Source organism: Paenibacillus koleovorans NBRC 103111, assembly GCF_004000845.1.
Classification (GTDB): Bacteria; Bacillota; Bacilli; order Paenibacillales; family NBRC-103111; genus Paenibacillus_AA; species Paenibacillus_AA koleovorans.
The window spans coordinates 47,704-65,197 of sequence record NZ_BIMA01000030.1 but is presented as its reverse complement, the minus strand read 5'-3'; the positions used below and the strand labels follow the sequence as shown (position 1 = coordinate 65,197).

At 55.0% G+C, this 17,494-nt stretch carries 9 protein-coding genes and 3 tRNA genes; 11 read left to right on the top strand and 1 reads right to left on the bottom strand.

All coding sequences use genetic code 11. From position 1 onward, the window contains the following. Positions 1-221: 221 nt before the first annotated feature. The 3 genes from PKO02S_RS12535 (at position 222) to PKO02S_RS12525 (ending at position 553) form a co-directional block, all read left to right on the top strand. Positions 222-297, top strand: a tRNA-Phe gene (locus PKO02S_RS12535). Between the two features lie 65 nt (positions 298-362). Then, positions 363-448, top strand: a tRNA-Tyr gene (locus PKO02S_RS12530). A 29-nt stretch (positions 449-477) separates the two neighbouring features. Beyond that, positions 478-553: transfer RNA gene (locus PKO02S_RS12525), tRNA-Lys, on the top strand. A gap of 53 nt (positions 554-606) precedes the next feature. Here the strand turns inward: PKO02S_RS12525 and PKO02S_RS12520 are convergent. Then, complete coding sequence (locus PKO02S_RS12520) at positions 607-1,869, bottom strand: nickel-dependent lactate racemase family protein (protein ID WP_127583216.1); 1,263 nt, start codon at positions 1,867-1,869, stop codon at positions 607-609. A 133-nt stretch (positions 1,870-2,002) separates the two neighbouring features. Between PKO02S_RS12520 and PKO02S_RS12515 the strand changes: the two genes are divergently transcribed. The 8 genes from PKO02S_RS12515 (at position 2,003) to hprK (ending at position 17,493) form a co-directional block, all read left to right on the top strand. Continuing rightward, on the top strand, positions 2,003-2,947 hold the full coding sequence (locus PKO02S_RS12515; protein ID WP_127583214.1) for an MraY family glycosyltransferase: 945 nt from the start codon (positions 2,003-2,005) through the stop codon (positions 2,945-2,947). 73 nt (positions 2,948-3,020) lie between these two features. Continuing rightward, positions 3,021-4,136 carry a PucR family transcriptional regulator gene (locus PKO02S_RS12510; protein WP_246066956.1) on the top strand — a complete coding sequence of 372 codons (1,116 nt, stop codon included), beginning with the start codon at positions 3,021-3,023 and terminating at the stop codon, positions 4,134-4,136. A gap of 90 nt (positions 4,137-4,226) precedes the next feature. Then, a complete protein-coding gene (locus tag PKO02S_RS12505) occupies positions 4,227-5,348 on the top strand; it encodes an ABC transporter ATP-binding protein (RefSeq protein ID WP_127583210.1) in 1,122 nt (373 codons plus the stop codon). Between the two features lie 128 nt (positions 5,349-5,476). Further along, positions 5,477-6,685, top strand: coding sequence for a sensor histidine kinase (locus tag PKO02S_RS12500; protein ID WP_127583208.1), 1,209 nt, complete (start codon positions 5,477-5,479; stop codon positions 6,683-6,685). A 3-nt stretch (positions 6,686-6,688) separates the two neighbouring features. After that, positions 6,689-7,309 carry a response regulator transcription factor gene (locus tag PKO02S_RS12495; RefSeq protein WP_127583206.1) on the top strand — a complete coding sequence of 207 codons (621 nt, stop codon included), beginning with the start codon at positions 6,689-6,691 and terminating at the stop codon, positions 7,307-7,309. 145 nt (positions 7,310-7,454) lie between these two features. After that, positions 7,455-14,120: a hemoblobin-interacting domain-containing protein gene (locus tag PKO02S_RS12490; protein ID WP_127583204.1), complete on the top strand. Its 6,666-nt coding sequence runs from the start codon at positions 7,455-7,457 to the stop codon at positions 14,118-14,120. 259 nt (positions 14,121-14,379) lie between these two features. Next, entirely contained in the window at positions 14,380-16,461 is a 2,082-nt protein-coding gene (locus PKO02S_RS12485) for a dihydroorotate dehydrogenase (protein ID WP_127583202.1), read from the top strand. Positions 16,462-16,551: 90 nt separating this feature from the next. Then, the gene (gene hprK / locus PKO02S_RS12480) at positions 16,552-17,493 is read left to right on the top strand and encodes an HPr(Ser) kinase/phosphatase (RefSeq protein ID WP_127583200.1); all 942 of its coding nucleotides are present in this window, start codon (positions 16,552-16,554) and stop codon (positions 17,491-17,493) included. Position 17,494 lies beyond the last annotated feature (1 nt).

Sequence of the window (17,494 nt, the reverse complement as noted above, 5' to 3'; positions counted from 1 at the left end):
TCGAGTCCGGGATGAGAACCGGAGGTTCGCCGAAGCATAAACTTCGTTAGCGACTCTTCGTAGCCTCGACAGTCCGATTCGATCGGACAACGAGTATCCCGTCAGCTCCGCCACTTTACCCCAAAAAGTGAAGCAAGTTCAAGATGTGTCTCAAGCACTTTTCGGGGACCCCGGTGTCAAAAGCAGTACAAGCAACATCCTATTTTTTTTGTCAATTTCATGGCTCGGTAGCTCAGTCGGTAGAGCAGAGGACTGAAAATCCTCGTGTCGGCGGTTCGATTCCGTCCCGAGCCACCATGATGTTTTATCGGGGGAACGAAGCAAAGTATAAATCACTTTCGTTTCGGGGAACCCAAAGGCATGGAGGATTAGCGAAGTGGCCAAACGCAGCAGACTGTAAATCTGTTCTCTGACGAGTTCGGTGGTTCGAATCCATCATCCTCCACCACTTCTTCACCGCATCATGATGCTCATCATGAGCCATTAGCTCAGTCGGTAGAGCACCTGACTTTTAATCAGGGTGTCGTAGGTTCGAGTCCTACATGGCTCACCATTGCTTATAAGTGAGAAGCCCGTATCCTTAAGGATGCAGGCTTTTTTTGCATATTAGCCGTCCGCAAAGGTCAATGCCCCGTACGGCATTACTGCCACGCGCCGCAGCCCGCTATCCACACAGGAACGCAGAGCCGCCTCTAGATCCGGTACCGGCCGAATCCCGGTCAGCTCCACTAGCGACGAAGGCATGTCGGAATACAAGAACACCGTCTTCTCCTGCAGCACCTTGTCCAATTGCTCCACCTTATGCGCCCCCAGCACGAATGCTTGCTTCAGCATCGCAGTCATCCGAGCGCGATCTTGGATCGTCTCGATCCAATCGTGCAGCACACCGTTCCCGAAGCCTTCCTCGCAGCGTGCCGCAAGAACAATTGTTCCGCCGGGGCGAACGAGCGGGGCGGCGTTTTGGATCGTTTTCATCGCCTGGTATAGATGCATGTCCTTGGGATGCCCTCCGGCGGAAGCGAGCACCAGATCGTACGGCGCGGCCCCTGGAGGGACGAGGAATATGGAACGGTAACGTTCCACCCCTGCCCGATGCGCCAGCACGACATCACCTGCAACGGCACCCAACACGGTCCGCTCCTGAGTGACGATCAGATTAAGCAAGAATACGGGCGGCAATAGAGGGAGCACTTCCTCGAGATCCTGATGAATCGGATTATCCGGGTGGCCGGGTGTAGCTTGGATATGCTGCGAAAGCGCGTGATTAGCGGTAATGCATTCACGAGAAGCGGCACCGGGGATGATGGCTTTGACGCCGCCCGACATCCCGACAAGGCGATGCGGCTCGATGTTGCCTGTGGCGACGATCAAGCCCGTCTCAACTACGCGACGATTGATCTCCAGCGGGGTGCCTCGGCTGCTCGTCCCAACCCGCAAGCAGTCCTCGAGCAAGCAGGAATGGTTCGATACCCGTACCCCACGCACAACGACGGCATCACCAACCAGCTCCGCCAACTCCGCCTCTGTATGTTTTCTATGAGCGCCAAGCGCAACAATGATTTCGATGTCCGTATCGGGAATTCCGCCCTCATTTAGCGAGTCCAGAAGCAGTGGCAAAAAAAGGTAGCTTGGACATAACCGGGACCGGTCACTGATCAGGATGACGGCGGACGATTGACCGCGAGCGAGCTCGGACAGTTGAGGCGATGCAATGGTTGAAGCCAAAGTTTGCCGGATGAGGCTCACAGGGTCGTTCGCTCCAGCTCCAGCCAATCGCCCGGGCGCATACTGAATCCAATCGACGGTAGAGGCTTGCTCCAACCCTTTTACCGAGATTACCCCGTTGCCATAAGGCAATTGAATCGACATAACAACAAGCCTCCTCTCAACAGCCCAGTTATTTCCACTGCCAGCCGGTCTTATGCGTAAATTCTCGAATGAGATCACGTAGAAGCGGGGAATCTAACGCTACATCTTCATCTGCCCAGAAGGAGGCGATTCCATGCAATCGTTCATCCCGCTTGCAACCAGCTTCCTGCTCGTGCTGGCACTTGTTCCGTTCGCGCGAATTCTGGCGCTTCGAATCGGGTTCGTGGACCGGCCGACCGGACGGAAAATCCACAAACGACCGATCCCGCTTATGGGCGGCGCCGCTATTTACATAGGCTGCATCATCAGTCTGCTTTTATACGACGGCTGGAGCTCAAGGTTCATTACGGTGGCGATAGGCGGCACAGCCATTCTCATCATCGGACTGATCGACGACTGGTACAAGACGAAAGCGGTTGAGTTCTCGGTCTGGCCGAGGATTATCGTGTACATTTTGGCGGCGGCGGTTCCGGTCTGGCAAGGCATTCAAATTACCGGCATCTCCAAGGTCAGCGGCGGTATGTACGTGTTCCCGGCAGGAGTAGGCGCTATCGCGACTATGCTGTGGGTGTTCGGCATTATGAACATGATCAACTTCATCGACGGGGTAGATGGACTGGCTTCCGGCATCGTAACGATTTCTGCATTCACTTTGCTCGTGGCCGCTCTGTTGGCTGGAGAGGAGGGGACGGCGGTGATGGCGGCGATTGTAGTAGGGGCATGCGCGGCTTTCCTCGTGTTTAACTACTATCCGGCGAGAATTTTTATGGGGGATGCGGGAGCCGTGTTTCTGGGTTATGTGCTTGCGGTGTTGGCCGTGGACGGGACATTAAAACGGGCAACCTTCGTATCCATCGCGGTTCCTGTGCTGGCGATCGGCGTACCGATTCTCGACACTGTAATTGTGTTCGGACGTCGGCTGCTAAGCGGCAAAGGACTGCATCGCGCCGACAAGCTGCACACCCACCATACTCTGATGCGCTGGGGTCTGTCGCAGACTCAAACGGTTTCCTTTATGTACTTGATCGGGGTGCTGTTCTCGCTCCTATCGATCATCCTTGTGTTAGCGATGACATAATTGGCGTTGAAAGGTTTTCATCCCATCGGATAATGTGTATGATGTTGGGTAGATCAACTGCGGGGGGATGAAGGTGACCAACTGGGACCTGATTAAGCAACAGCTGGAGCGGATATTGAAGACAACGGTGAAACAGCAGGCTGTCCCGGCGTCCGATTGGAAGCGAATGGTGGCGGAGGACCATGGAGCTGATGCAAGGAGCGTCGTCCATGAGCAGCATCGCTACTTTTTCTTATATAAGGAACCTACAGTCGTACAAGCTCTGGAGGTGCGGGAGGAGGCGCTGTCGGCGGCCGAGCGGCAATTAGTCGAGTTGACGCTGGAGGCGTACCGGTCGCAGGACAAGCTGCAGTCGCTGTCGCCGAACTCGGATGATGAGCGCAAGGCCGGGGCGATCCGGAGCTGGATCGTGCAGGAGCTGGAGGCCGGCGTAACCGAGCGGGAGATGCCGGAGACGGTAGCGTCGTTATTTCCGTTCTATACGCCAAAAATCCCGATTCTGCTCTACGGCGGTTATTCCGATCAACGGAAGACGAGCTACCAGGAGCTGAAGAAGCTGCTGGAGTCTTTTTTCGAGGGAGATGTAGTCCTTCTGCCGCTGCTCGAAAAAGAATGGCTCATTCTCGTTCCGGAATCGCTGCTGACGGCGGGAGCTTCGGATAACGGCAAGGATGACGGGGAAGAGGAAGCGCTGGAGGAGACGCTCGGATCGATCTGCGACGGGCTGCATGAGATGCTGGCTAGCGAATGGCTCGGCGAGTGCCATCTGTCGGTATCGTACCCGATCCGGCCGTCCAAGACGATGCTCCAGACGGTCGTCCGGCTAAGGGAAGCGATCACGCTCGGGCAAACCTATCATATGGCCGAATATATTCATTTGCCGTGGAAGCTTCATATGGAGAAGCTGCTTCACTGGATCCCGGAGGAGGAGAAATCGGAGTTCGTGGAGCGTATCCTGAAGCGGATGGACGCTCTGCTCGACTTGGAAATGCTCACGACGCTGGAGCAGTTTCTGGCGCTCGATTGCAATGTCAGCGAGACGGCGAAGCGCTTATTTATTCATCGGAATACACTGCTGTATCGATTGGACAAGTTCAAGCAGGAGACCGGGCTGGAGGTCCGGAATTTCCGGCATGCCGTGCTCGTGTATGTGGCTTTACTATTGTACAAAGTGACGAAAAGCAAGTGATTTTTTTGTGAGCTATGTGCATAGTCATGGGATAAGAGGTAGGTTAAGATAGGTCTATGACTTATTTATAACTATTAGGGGGAATTAACCATGGCAGGCGTACGCTTATCACATGTCGTGAAGAAATATCCTGGCGCTGCGGAATCTACTGTAAAAGACTTCAACCTTGAGATCAAGGACAAAGAGTTCTTGGTACTGGTAGGTGCATCCGGTTGCGGGAAATCCACTACGCTCCGTATGATCGCAGGTCTGGAAGAGATTACTTCCGGCGAGCTCTACATCGGCGACCGTCTGGTGAATGACGTGGCTCCTAAAGACCGCGACATCGCGATGGTATTCCAATCCTATGCCCTATACCCGCATATGAACGTGTATCAGAACATGGCATTCGGTTTGAAGCTGCGTAAGTTCAAGAAAGCCGAGATCGACGCACGCGTTCGTCAAGCGGCTAAGATCCTTGATATCGAAGTTTTGCTCGACCGCAAGCCGAAGGCTCTCTCCGGCGGTCAGCGTCAGCGTGTTGCCTTGGGCCGCGCAATCGTCCGTGATCCTCAAGTATTCTTGATGGATGAACCGCTCTCCAACTTGGACGCCAAACTTCGCGTACAGATGCGCGCTGAGATCAACAAGCTGCACAAGCGTCTGGAAACGACTATCATCTATGTAACGCATGACCAGACGGAAGCTATGACCATGGGCGACCGGATCGTCGTTATGCACCAAGGGATCATTCAACAAGCTGCTACTCCTGAAGAAATCTATAACTACCCTGTAAACATGTACGTGGCCGGCTTTATCGGATCGCCTTCGATGAACTTCATCACAGGCAACGTATCCGAGTCGAATGGCCAAGTCCGCTTCAAGGCTCCTGGCGTAGACGTAGTATTGCCGGACGGTAAAGCGCAAGTACTGAAAGAAAAGGGCTACATCAACAAAGAAGTCGTATTCGGTATTCGTCCGGAAGACCTGCACGACGAGCCGGTATTCCTGGAAGGGTCCCCGAACAGCATCGTAACCGGGAACATCGAAGTAGTGGAGAACCTCGGTCACGAAATGCAATTGTACCTGAACGGCATCGGACCAAACCCTGTCGTTGCCCGTCTGAACTCCCGTACGTCCTTCAAGGACGGCATGAGCGTGAAGCTGGCGTTCGATATGAACAAAGTCCATGTGTTCGACAAAGAAACCGAGAGCAACATCTTCTTGAGCTAATACACATTTCGAACAAACCGAGGGTCAGCCTAGCGCTGGCCCTTTTTGCGTGCTCCCCTGGAACAGGAGTTTCAGGAGAAGAGTCGAATTAGCTAGAAGGATGGCGAATTTGTGGATAGGGTGATGGGATGAGCTTGCCGTTTTTCAAAGACTTTATGCTGCAGCTGGCGATCATTACAACGTTGATCTTCACATATCAAATCTTTTTTGCGGAGAGGTCCGGGTACAAGAGTGAAAAGGTAGTGTTAGCCGTCCTGTTTGGGTTGTCCATTCTGCTATGTATGACCTTTCCCGCTCCGATTACCCCCGACTACAGGATCGATATTCGAATTATCCCGTTGCTGATGGGGACCCTATACGGCGGGTGGAGTACGGGTCTTATTCTAACGGCGATTATCCTCCTCTATCGGTTCTATATTGGAATTGATATGGGGTTGTATACAACGACGATAACTCTTTTGATCAGCATGCCGGTTATATTGTTTTTTCAAAGGTATTTCCTCAGAACCAAGAAGAAGAACAAAAGGATGCAGCTGGCATTGCTCCTGCTGGTCTGGTACAGCTTTGTCGGGATACTGTCGGTGACATGGGTCAGAGGGATTGCCTTCCTGGATGTTGTAAAGATCCATAATATTCATATTGTAGTGAATGTGGCGGCTCTATTGTTCTTCATTACGCTAAATGAAACGATAAGGGAAATGATTCGGAAGACGCAGGATGCGGAGATAGCCTTTTTGCGCTCGCAGATCAAACCCCACTTCCTGCACAATGCCTTGAACTCCATAGCTGCTTTGTGCATCGATGAACCCAAGAAAGCGCAAGACCTAACTCTAAGCCTTTCGCAATATTTGAGAGGCAGCTTTCATTTCAAAAAACTCGATTCGCTTACGACGATCGGAAACGAGCTGGAGCTGGTGAAAGCTTATCTCCATATCGAAAAAACGCGTTTCGGCGACCGCTTGAACGTGGAGTTCAAAGTGGATGCCGATCCGGATGTTCTGCTCCCCCCGCTGATGGTGCAGCCACTGGTGGAGAACGCGATCCGGCACGGCCTGATGTCGAATGCAAGCGGGGGGACCGTCAAAGTATCGATCCAGCAAGAAGCGGACGGGATTGTCCGATTTACAGTTGAAGATAACGGCTGCGGGATGAGCCCCGAGAAACAGAACGAGGTCCTGGGTTCCGATGGCAAGGAAGAAGGGATCGGGTTATGGAACATCCGGAAACGGTACCAGCTTCTTTATGGGAAAAGCATTCGGGTGGAGAGCGCGGAGGGAGCAGGCACGAAGATTTCCTTTGATATTCCCGCAAGGCCGAGCAAGCAGACGGGGGGTTGACATATGTTTCGGGCGATTATTGTGGATGACGAAGAATTGTTGGTCAAATGGCTCGAAAAGGTGCTGGTTGCGAGTAAGGAAATCGAAATTTGCCGCACTTTTTTGGGTCCGCTCCAAGCTTATGACTATGTGAAGGAGAATCGGATCGATATCGCTTTTCTGGATATCTCCATGCCGGAAATTAACGGAATGAGGCTGTCCAGCCTGCTCCACGAACTCGATGACTCCATCAAAGTTGTTTTTGTCACCGCTTTTGACGACTATGCCGTGCGAGCATTCGAATTAAACGCGCTGGATTATTTGCTGAAGCCGGTGACCGCGGAGAGGATGGCCGTGACGCTTGAGAAGCTGAGGAAAACGCATCGGAACGGCGGCGACGCTGCACCCGGGGCTGCCCTTAAGGCGCCAACCTCGACAGCCACGGCTGCCGAGCCGCTGACGAGCCGTGAAACGGAGATGTTGCATGCGCTGGCCGACGGCTTGTCCAATGGAGAAATCGCCGTTCGATTCGGGATCACGGAGGCTACGGTGAAAACCCATGTGTTCCGTTTATATGGCAAGCTCGGGGTGAAGCGGCGAGGCCAGGCAATTGCCAAGGCTCGAGAAATGAAATGGATCGAATAGGAGTGCCAGAAAGCTTGTCCGCAAGGACGGCTTTTTTTAGCGTTTTCGCGTTTTCTACAACTTTAGTTTGACTCTTTTCCGTCGATGGTCATGTATAATCAAGATTCAAAGCAAGGACTTTGGTCCTATATTGGAGGATACAGCAATGCGACGGGAAGGGATACAAACGCTATGCTATAAGGCTGCGCTCATGATCCTGGCTATGCTCTTGATAGTGGCGGGGATTCCGGGACTAATGGCATCCAATGGAGCTAAGGCAAAAGCGGACGATGCGGCTGCGCAGGGTTGGCTGGAAGTAGGCGAGACCGGGTTTTCTGGGGCGGCACGGTTATATGTATACAATGGCACACCGTATGTGGCTTATTCGGACAAGGGGAATGACAACAAGGCCACGGTGAAAAGGCATGACGGCAGTGGCTGGGTGACCGTAGGAAGCGCCGGATTTAGCGCAGGTGCGGCGAGCGGCATTGCACTGCAGGTGTATGGCGGCACCCCCTATGTGGCATTTTCGGATGGCGGGAACGGCTATAAAGCGACCGTGATGAAGTATGACGGAAGCAAGTGGGTGACCGTGGGAAATGCCGGATCTATAGCGGACCAGTCAGCGATCTTTTCATTCAGTGTGTATAACGGTTCTCCTTATGTGGCCTATTCGAGTGACGGAAACGATTGGAAAGCCGTCGTGATGAAGTATGACGGGAGCGATTGGAGCCCTTTGGGCGGCGCCGCATCGGCGAATTCGGTGGATACGGCAACCTTTTTTGTGAATGAAGGCAAACCCTATGTGGCTTATTCGGATAACAACGGTGCGGCCGTGGTCAAAACATTCGACGGCTCCGATTGGGTAACCGTGGGAAGAGATACCAACGTCTCGGATGGTCGCCAGGCGAACGGGATTTCCTTGTATATGTATAAAGGCACTCCTTATGTAGCCTATGGGGATTACGATGATGTGGCGGAGGTCACGAAAGCGGTTGTGAAGAAGTATGACAGCACCAGCGACAGCTGGGTAAGTGTCGGCGATGCTGGAGCCGATTCGTCGTCGGAGATGGGCACCTCCTTGTTTATCTATAATGGAACTCCCTATGTAGCCTATACGGAAGACGGGAGAACAAGAAGAGGGAGGAGCGGCCCGAAAGCCGTTGTGAGGATGTACGACGGCGACGAATGGACGACCTTGAGCAGCAACGGTTTAACAGCGGGGAGGATTTCGTCGTTTTATGTATCGAACGGCACCCCGTATGCAGCAATATGGGATTCGGAGAACGGCGTCGCAACCGTAATGAGCTATGGAAATGTTCTACCCGCGCCAACATTGATTGCCGACGATGCTGCGGACGCCGATTTGACGCACGATATCAAGCTTACATTCGCGGACGACGCAGCGTGGCGCGGCGCAATCAAGACGGTGACAGCTGGAACGGCGAAGCTCAGAGCAGGGACGGATTACACGGTCGGCGCCGGCACGATCACGATAAAAGCAGGCGTGCTGTCCGAGGGCGACAATGATGTCACGGTCAAGGCGGCCGGCTATAGTAACGTTAATCTGGTTCAGCCAGTAAGGGGATTCAGCCAAACGGGCACCGAGCAAGATCCCTTCCTCATCGCAACCGCCGGCCAGCTTCATTCGGTCAGAAACCATCTGGCCTCCGGAACCTATTTCAAGCTCACGGCAGATATCGATTTGGGCTTGTATCAGGCAGGAGGGGGTTGGTTGCCGATCGGGGACAACGATTCGCCGTTTGAAGGCGTTTTTGAAGGAGACGGGCATACCATCACCAATTTGACAATCAGTCGCAACTCAAGCTATGCCGGATTGTTCGGTTCTATTTCCTTGAACGGCACCGTTTCGAATATACACATGGACCATGTAACAATTAGCGGGGAAAGTTATGTAGGCGGGTTGGCCGGGCAAAATGACGGAACGATCGTGGACAGCCATGTTGCGGGGAGTGTAAAAGGAACCTCCGGTTATTTAGGCGGTTTGGTAGGCTATAGCAAGGGACAGCTCAGCGGCAGCTCCGCTACGGGAACGGTAACCGTAACAGCAGGCGGAGGTTATGCAGGCGGCTTGGTTGGCAAGAGCGAAGGATCGATCAGCGGCAGCTACTCCACGGCAACCGTCATCGGGACCGGCTCAATCGGCGGATTGGTCGGAATGAGCCAAGGGCCAATCAGCGGCAGCTACGCAACCGGAGATGTAACGAGCAGCTCTAACGGGGTAGGGGGCTTGGTCGGTTACAGCCAAGGGGCAATCAGCGGCAGCTACGCGACAGGAAGCGTAAGAGGCTACGAAAATGTCGGCGGACTTGTCGGTATTCATGAAAGCAACATTAGCGATAGCTTCTCCACGGGGAGTGTTGCAGGGAGCGACTATGTCGGTGGCTTGGTCGGCTCGGCCGCTAGTTTCCAAATCAATCGCGCTTACGCCACGGGGAGTGTGACAGGAAGCGGCAGTTATATCGGCGGCTTGCTTGGTTCGAAAGGCGGGGGCTGGTCTCTGTATAGCGTCTTCTATGATATAGAAACAACGGGGCAAACGGCATCGGCAGGCAATTATGGTTATGGTCAAGATCAACCTACGGCCAACATGAAAACCTTGCAGCTTTATACTGAAGATGGACATTCATGGGATTTTAACGGGGTATGGGGAATAGACTCCTCCCGGAATAACGGGTATCCGTACCTGCAGGCGCTTGTTCACGACGCGGTCGCCCCGGTCATCGGAACGCAGCCGGAGGGGGGGACTGTGTTTCAGTACTCCGGCGGCCCGACGCTCAACACGCAAGCCAGTGTATCCGATGGCGGGACGCTAAGCTACCAGTGGTTCAGCCATACGAGCGACAGCAATTCGGGAGGTACGCCGATTGATGCAGCAACCGGCGCCTTCTATAGGGTACCCACTGAGACGGCAGGTACAGCTTACTATTATGTGGCTGTGACCAATACGAGCAGCCGCGCAACGGGAAGCCAAACGGCGACAACCAAGAGCAACGCGGTCGCGGTCACGGTGAACGCGTCGGCTTCTTCGCCTACAGTGACGGCCGATTCGACGAATGCCGATTTGTCCCATACAATCGAGCTCACGTTCGCCGACGATGCGGCTTGGCGCGGAGCGATCACATCGATCACAATCGAGACGCCGTCGACGATGACCGGAACGCTAGTGGCAGGGCGAGATTACACGTTCAGCCCCGGCATGCTAACGTTGGCAGCAGGTGTTCTGTCGCAGGGCAACAATACCGTTCGAGTCAAGGCAACCGGTTACGCGGATGCGACGTCGCTTCAGGCAGTAGCGGGCTTTAGCCAGACGGGTACCGAGCAGGATCCGTATCTAATCGCTACGGCAGGCCAGTTGGACTCGATTCGGAATAATTTGAATCCTGGGAAATATTTTAAACTGACGGCCGATATTGATTTGAGTGTCTACGAGAGCGGGAGCGGTTGGATGCCGATTGGGGACGGAATTTTAGAATTTTTTAATGGAACCTTCAAAGGCAACGGCTATAAAATATCGAATCTCAACATAAACAGGCCGTATCTGGAATATGTCGGGCTCCTCGCCTTTAACTCCTGGCAAGGTACGGTTGCGAATGTGGGCCTGGAAAATGTGAATGTAACGGGTAAACAATATGTAGGAGGTTTAGCCGGTCATAATGCAGGTACAGTCGAGACCTCTTACGCCGAAGGAAAAGTATCGGGAACCAGCAACGTAGGGGGCTTGACCGGCAGCAATGGTGGCCAGATCAGAGGAAGCTATGCAGCAGGAGAAGTAGTAGGAACACTCGAATTTGTCGGCGGCTTGGTTGGACGAAATTACAGTACGATCGCTAAAAGCTTTGCGTTAAGCAATGTGACGGGGAATCAATTCGTAGGCGGACTTGCGGGAAGCAGTCATGATATCTTCGATACCTTTGCCAAGGGAAGTGTGAAAGGAACCAGCTATGTAGGCGGGCTTGTTGGATATTTTATGGGTGATATGATGATGAGCTTCAGCGCCAGCAACAGTTATGCGGTTGGGCGTGTAACGGGAACTACCTTCGTAGGAGGGTTGGTCGGTCATCAAGGGTCCGGAAAGGCCTTCCAAAACAGCTTCTATGATACGGAGACGACTGGACAAGCGAGTTCGGCGGGCAGCAACGCGAACGGTCAAGCACCTCAGAAACAAACCAGTACAAGCATGAGGACGTCGGCGCTTTATACGGCTGGTGGGTGGGACTTCGGCAATGTATGGATGATCGATCCTAGGCGCAATAACGGATATCCTTATTTGCCAGCTTGGCAGACGGATACAGCTGCGCCGAGCATCGATACGCAGCCGCAGGATGCGACCGTATTGGTAGGTGCGACTAGTCCGGTCTTGCAAGTAACGGCTAGTGTAAGCGAGGGAGGAGCATTGTCGTATCAGTGGTACAAAAATACGACATCCGGCACGAGCGGGGGCACTCTGATCGAAGATGCCATAAGCTCCGTGTACGAAGCACCGACCACCCACACGGGAACGACTTATTATTATGCGGTTGTAACGAGTACGAACAACCTCGTTACAGGACTCAATCGGGCGACTGCAACGAGCCAAGCGGCAGCGGTAACGGTGAACGCGCTGAGCCATGCCGAAATACCGACGATCCTGGCGCAGCCGGTGAATCGGATCGTGAGCCAGAACAGTCCGAATCCGTCCTTAAGCGTGACGGCGACGGTCTACGACGGGGGAGTGCTGAGCTACCAGTGGTATAGCAACAGCGTAGACAGCGCGAGCGAGGGCACCGCTATCGAAGGGGCTTCCCTGGCAACGTATGAAGCGCCGGCCACCGTAGTTGGAGCGACCTATTATTATGCAGTCGTCACGAATACCAACAACAACGCAACGGGCCTTAAGACGGCGAAGGCAACAAGCAGCGTGGCGTCCGTGGTCGTGAACCCGGCTCCGATAGCGCCTACCGCACCGCAAGCACCTACAGGTCTTGCAGCGTTCCCGGGCGATGGTATAGTTTCCTTAGTGTGGACCGCTGTTTCTGGGACCGTCACTTACAACGTCTATCAGGGGACATCAGCCGGAGCTTATGGATCCAGTCCGGCGGCGACGGTAAGCGGAGCAACCTATTACACGGCAACAGGGCTGACGAACGGAGTGACCTATTACTTCGCCGTTACTGCGAGCGACGCTGGCGGAACGAGCGCCTTCTCCTCAGATGTTAGCGCAACGCCGCAAGCCCCGGCACCTGGAGCGCCGACGCTGTACTCGCCAATAGTCGGGAATGGCACCGCGACTCTGAACTGGAGTGCAGTAAGCGGCGCTTCGGGTTACAAGATTTATAGGAGCACGAGTTCTGGAAGCTATGGAGCGGCAGTGGCGACAGTCAGCGGTTCGGTTTATAGCTACTTAGCGACAGGGCTCACGAACGGTGTCACCTATTATTTGGCGGTAAAAGCGACGAATGACGGGGGTGACAGTCCAGCATCCAATGAAGTCGTTGCTATGCCTATAGCCCCATCTCCACCGATTACGACTCCGACTGATCCGGAGCCGCAGCCGCAGCCACCGCAGCAGACGGACAACAAGAGCAGTGAAATTTATGTCAACGGCAAGCCGGAATCGGCTGGAACGGCAACGACGACTAAAGTGAACGACCAGACCGTAACAACCGTAACGCTGGACCAGAAGAAGCTGCTAGAGAAGCTTGCGGCTGAGAGTGATCGGGCGATCATTACCGTTCCTGTGAATACGAAGTCCGACGTGGTCATCGCGGAATTGAACGGACAAATTGTGAAGAGCTTGGAAGACAAACAGGCGGTGCTGGAAATCAAAACCGAGCAAGCTACTTATACGCTGCCTGCGCTGCAGATCAACATCCAAGCGGTGTCCGAGCAACTCGGCCAAGGCATTGCCTTGCAAGACATCAAGGTGACGATCGAAATCGCGGTCCCGCCTGCGGATACCGTGAAGATCGCGACCAACTCGGCGGAAAAGGGAGGCTTCTCGATTGAGGTCCCGCCGCTCAACTTCTCCGTTAAGGGCACATATGGCGATAAAACAATTGAAATCGCAAAGTTCAACACCTATGTGGAGCGAACCATTGCGATTCCGGACGGTGTAGATCCGAAAAAGATTACGACAGGGATCGTGGTCGAGCCGGATGGAACCGTTCGTCATGTTCCGACCCAAATCGTGGTGATCGACGGCAAGTACTACGCCAAAATCAACAGCTTGACCAACAGCACGTACTCCTTGGTTTCGCACACCCGCACATTCAGCGACGTGAAGAGCCATTGGGCGGAGCGTGCGGTGAACGATATGGGCTCGCGTATGATCATTGAAGGCGTTGGCCCGGATGTATTCAAGCCAGACCAAGACATTACCCGCGCCGAATTCGCGGCTATTGTGGTCAGGGGATTGGGACTCAAGCTGGAGAGCGGAGCGGTTCCGTTCTCGGACGTGAAGGCATCAGACTGGTACAACGGTGCGGTCAGAACCGCTTATGAGTATCGTCTTATCAGCGGGTTTGAGGACGGTACCTTCCGTCCGAACGACAAGATCACGCGCGAGCAAGCGATGGTCGTGATCGCCAGAGCTATGGCGCTCACTAAGCTGAGCGAGAAGCTGCCTTCTGGGACGTTGCTAGAGGTGTTGCGTCCGTTCGCGGATGCGAATCAGGCCTCGAATTGGGCGCAGGCCAGCATCGCCGCTAGCTTGCAAGCGGGCCTCATCTCCGGCCGAAGCGCCACGGAGCTGGCGCCAAAAGCCAACATCACGCGGGCTGAGGTTGCGGCGATCATCCAGCGGCTGTTGCAGAAGTCGAATCTGATTTAGTCATAGGGGTTAGGGAAAGCCAACTACCGGGTTCTCGTAAGAGAATAGGTGGTTGGCTTTTTTTAATATACCGGGTTGGGGCCACTCCGGTGGTGGGAGATGAAGTTGACTTGTTTGCGGAGTGGCCGGTTTGGTGGAAGAGCACTCCGCGCCCGGATAAACTTAGAAAATTATTCATCCAAATCCAAGGTACCCCTCGCTGGCGAAATCCGGTAAAATATGATCAGGATAGAAGCGGAGAAAAGGAGGGGAACGTCCCATGCCGGATTGGTCGTATCAGACATTGTTCAAACCGTTGCTGTTCCGGCTGCCGCCGGAGAAGGCGCGGGATTTGACGTTGGGAGCGATGGGCGCGCTCAGCCGGTTGCCGTTCGGGACGCTCACGATCCGCACGCTGGGGCATATGGAGCTGTCGCCGATTTTGGACGAGACGCGATGGGGGGTCCGCCTGCGGTACCCGGTCGGGCTAAGCGGGGGCCTGGATGTGCACGGTACGGCGCGCAAGGCTTTGTCGCAGTTCGGCTTCGGCTTTATGGAGATCGGACCGATTACGATAGAGCCGATCCGGAGCGCGGGCGGGATTCAGCGGATCGCGGAGGAGGAGGCAATCGTTTATCCGAGTCTCCTAGTGAACGATGGCGTCGATAAGATAGTGGAACAGCTCGAACGCGAACGGGCGGAATCGAAGTCGGAATTGATGTCTGAATCGAAGTCTGAATCGAAGTCTAAGGCAAAAGCAAAGGCGACAACTGGCAGGGATATGCCGCTGTTCCTGCGGCTTCGCCATATGCCGGGAGCCGCGCCGGAGCAGGCGCTCGAGCAGATCCTGAGCATGCTCGGCAAGGTGGCGCCGTATGCGGCGGGGTTCTACATCGATGCGACGGAGACCGCTTGGAGCGAAGAGGAACTGCTCGTTTATGTGGAGCAAGCAGCACAACTGTTGAAGGAACGAGACGAGAGCAAACCTCTCTTCTTATATATACAGCTGGATGAATCTCAGGATCGGTTGATCCAATTGTTGGCTGTTGTGGAAGAGCTGGAACTGGCCGGCGTGGTGCTGGGAGACGCAAACCGGATTTCGGGCGAAGGCGAGGGGTACCTGGTAGGCAAAGCCAGCTTGGCGTGGACGCTCGAGCTAATCCGTTTTATTCGCGGCAGACTCTCGCACGACAAAAGCATTACGGCATCCGGCGGCATCCACGAGCCGGAGGACGCGCTTGAAGCTAGACGCTGCGGCGCCGACTACGTCCAGCTGCATAGCGGATTGGTCTATGCGGGGCCGGGGCTGCCCAAACGCATCAATGAAGGGATGATCCATGAGAAGCTTCAGCATAAGGAGCAGGAGCAGCAGAAGAAGGAGCAGCAGAAAGAGCAGCGAAATGCCGGGATAAAGAAGTCTTCGGCTTCGCTGCAGAGGCCGACATCGTTCTGGCAAGGCTGGGGCTGGATGTGGCTGCTCGGGCTTGGGATGATCATTGGCGGCGTGATCGCTTGGATCATAGCGGCAACCACCGTACTGCTTCCTTACGATGAATCATACTTGGGCATGGACGGAGAAGGGCTGCATCATCACAACGAGCGCATCCTCCCGTTCATGTCGCATGACCGGATCACGCTGGCCGGTACGATGCTGTCGATCGGCATCCTGTACGTGCAGCTCACCTATTATGGCTTGCGGCTAGGCCAGCATTGGGCCAAGACGGCGCTGCTGGCTTCCGCCACCGTCGGCTTCTGCAGCTTCTTCTTATATTTGGGCTACGGCTACTTCGATCCGTTGCATGCCGCGGCTGCGGCGATCCTGCTGCCGATGTTCGTGCTGGGCATGCGGGGAAAGGCGGATGCGCCGTTGCCCTTCCAGCCGAATAGGCGCAACGATCGGCTATGGAGAAGAGCGCTATGGGGACAGCTGATGTTCGTCAGCCTGGGAGCGGCGCTGGCGGTAGGGGGACTGACGATCGCCGGAGTGGGGATTACGCATGTGTTCGTGCCGCAGGATTTGACGTTCATGAGCACCGCGCCTGAGATTCTGAACGAGGCGAACGAGAGGCTGCTTCCGCTGATCGCCCACGACCGGGCCGGCTTCGGCGGCGCGCTGCTGTCCGACGCCATCGCCATTCTCGCCGCCTCCCTGTGGGGCATCCAACAGGGGCAGCGCTGGCTCTGGTGGACACTGCTGATCGGCGGCTTGCCCGGTTTCGTCGCCGGCTTCGGCGTACATGCCGCGATCGGCTACTTGGACTTCATCCACTTGCTTCCCGCGTTTGTGGCGGTGGGGCTCTACATCGTCGGATTGGTGCTTCTGTACCCCTACATGCATGCCAAAAGTAACCAACCGGCCTAACGTTTGGTTGCTTTCACCGTTTATTTTCGTTACGATAATGACATTGAGACGATGTTCTTGAATTTGCCAATGACATAAGGGGACATGGAGATGCGCAAAAAGACGAAGGTGTCCGATCTCGTTCAAGCATTCCAACTGGAAGTGCTGGCGGGAGAAGCGGGAATCGGCCGGCTGATCCACGTAGCCGAACTATACAGGCCCGGGCTTGAGATGGCCGGGTATTTCGCCTACCATCCGAGAGAGCGGGTGCAGATTCTAGGAAAGACGGAGCTGACGTTCTTCGAGACGCTGACGGCGGAGGAGCGGACGGACCGGATGCAGCGGATGTGCTCGGAGGCGGAGACGCCGTGTTTCTGCATCACCCGCGGAATGGCGGCGCCGGCGGAGCTGCTGGAGCAGGGCGAGAAGTACGGCATGCCGGTGCTCCGCACCAACCTGGCGACAACGACCTTGGTGAGCCGCATCACCGGCTTCCTGGAGAACAAGCTCGCGCCGACGACTACGATCCACGGGGTCTTGGTCGATGTGTACGGCATCGGAATGCTGATCACCGGGACAAGCGGCATCGGGAAGAGCGAGACGGCGCTCGAGCTCGTGAAGCGAGGCCATCGCCTTATTGCGGACGACGCGGTGGAGATCAAGCAAGTGGCCGAGAACATCTTAGTCGGCAATGCGCCGGAGCTGATCAAGCATCTCCTCGAAATCCGAGGAGTCGGCATCATCAACGTCATGACTTTGTTCGGGGCGGGCGCGATTCGCAACGTGAAGAAGATTACGCTGGTCATCCGTCTCGAGACTTGGCAGCAGGACAAGGAGTACGACCGCCTAGGGCTCGACGAAGAGACGACGCGCGTGATCGACACCGATCTGCCGCTCGTGACGATTCCGGTTCGTCCCGGACGGAACTTGGCCGTCATTATCGAGGTGGCGGCGATGAACTTCCGCTTGAAGCGGATGGGGTACAACGCGGCGCTGCAGTTCACGAACAAGTTGACCGAGACGCTTGCGGGAGACTTGGACGACGCAGATTGAT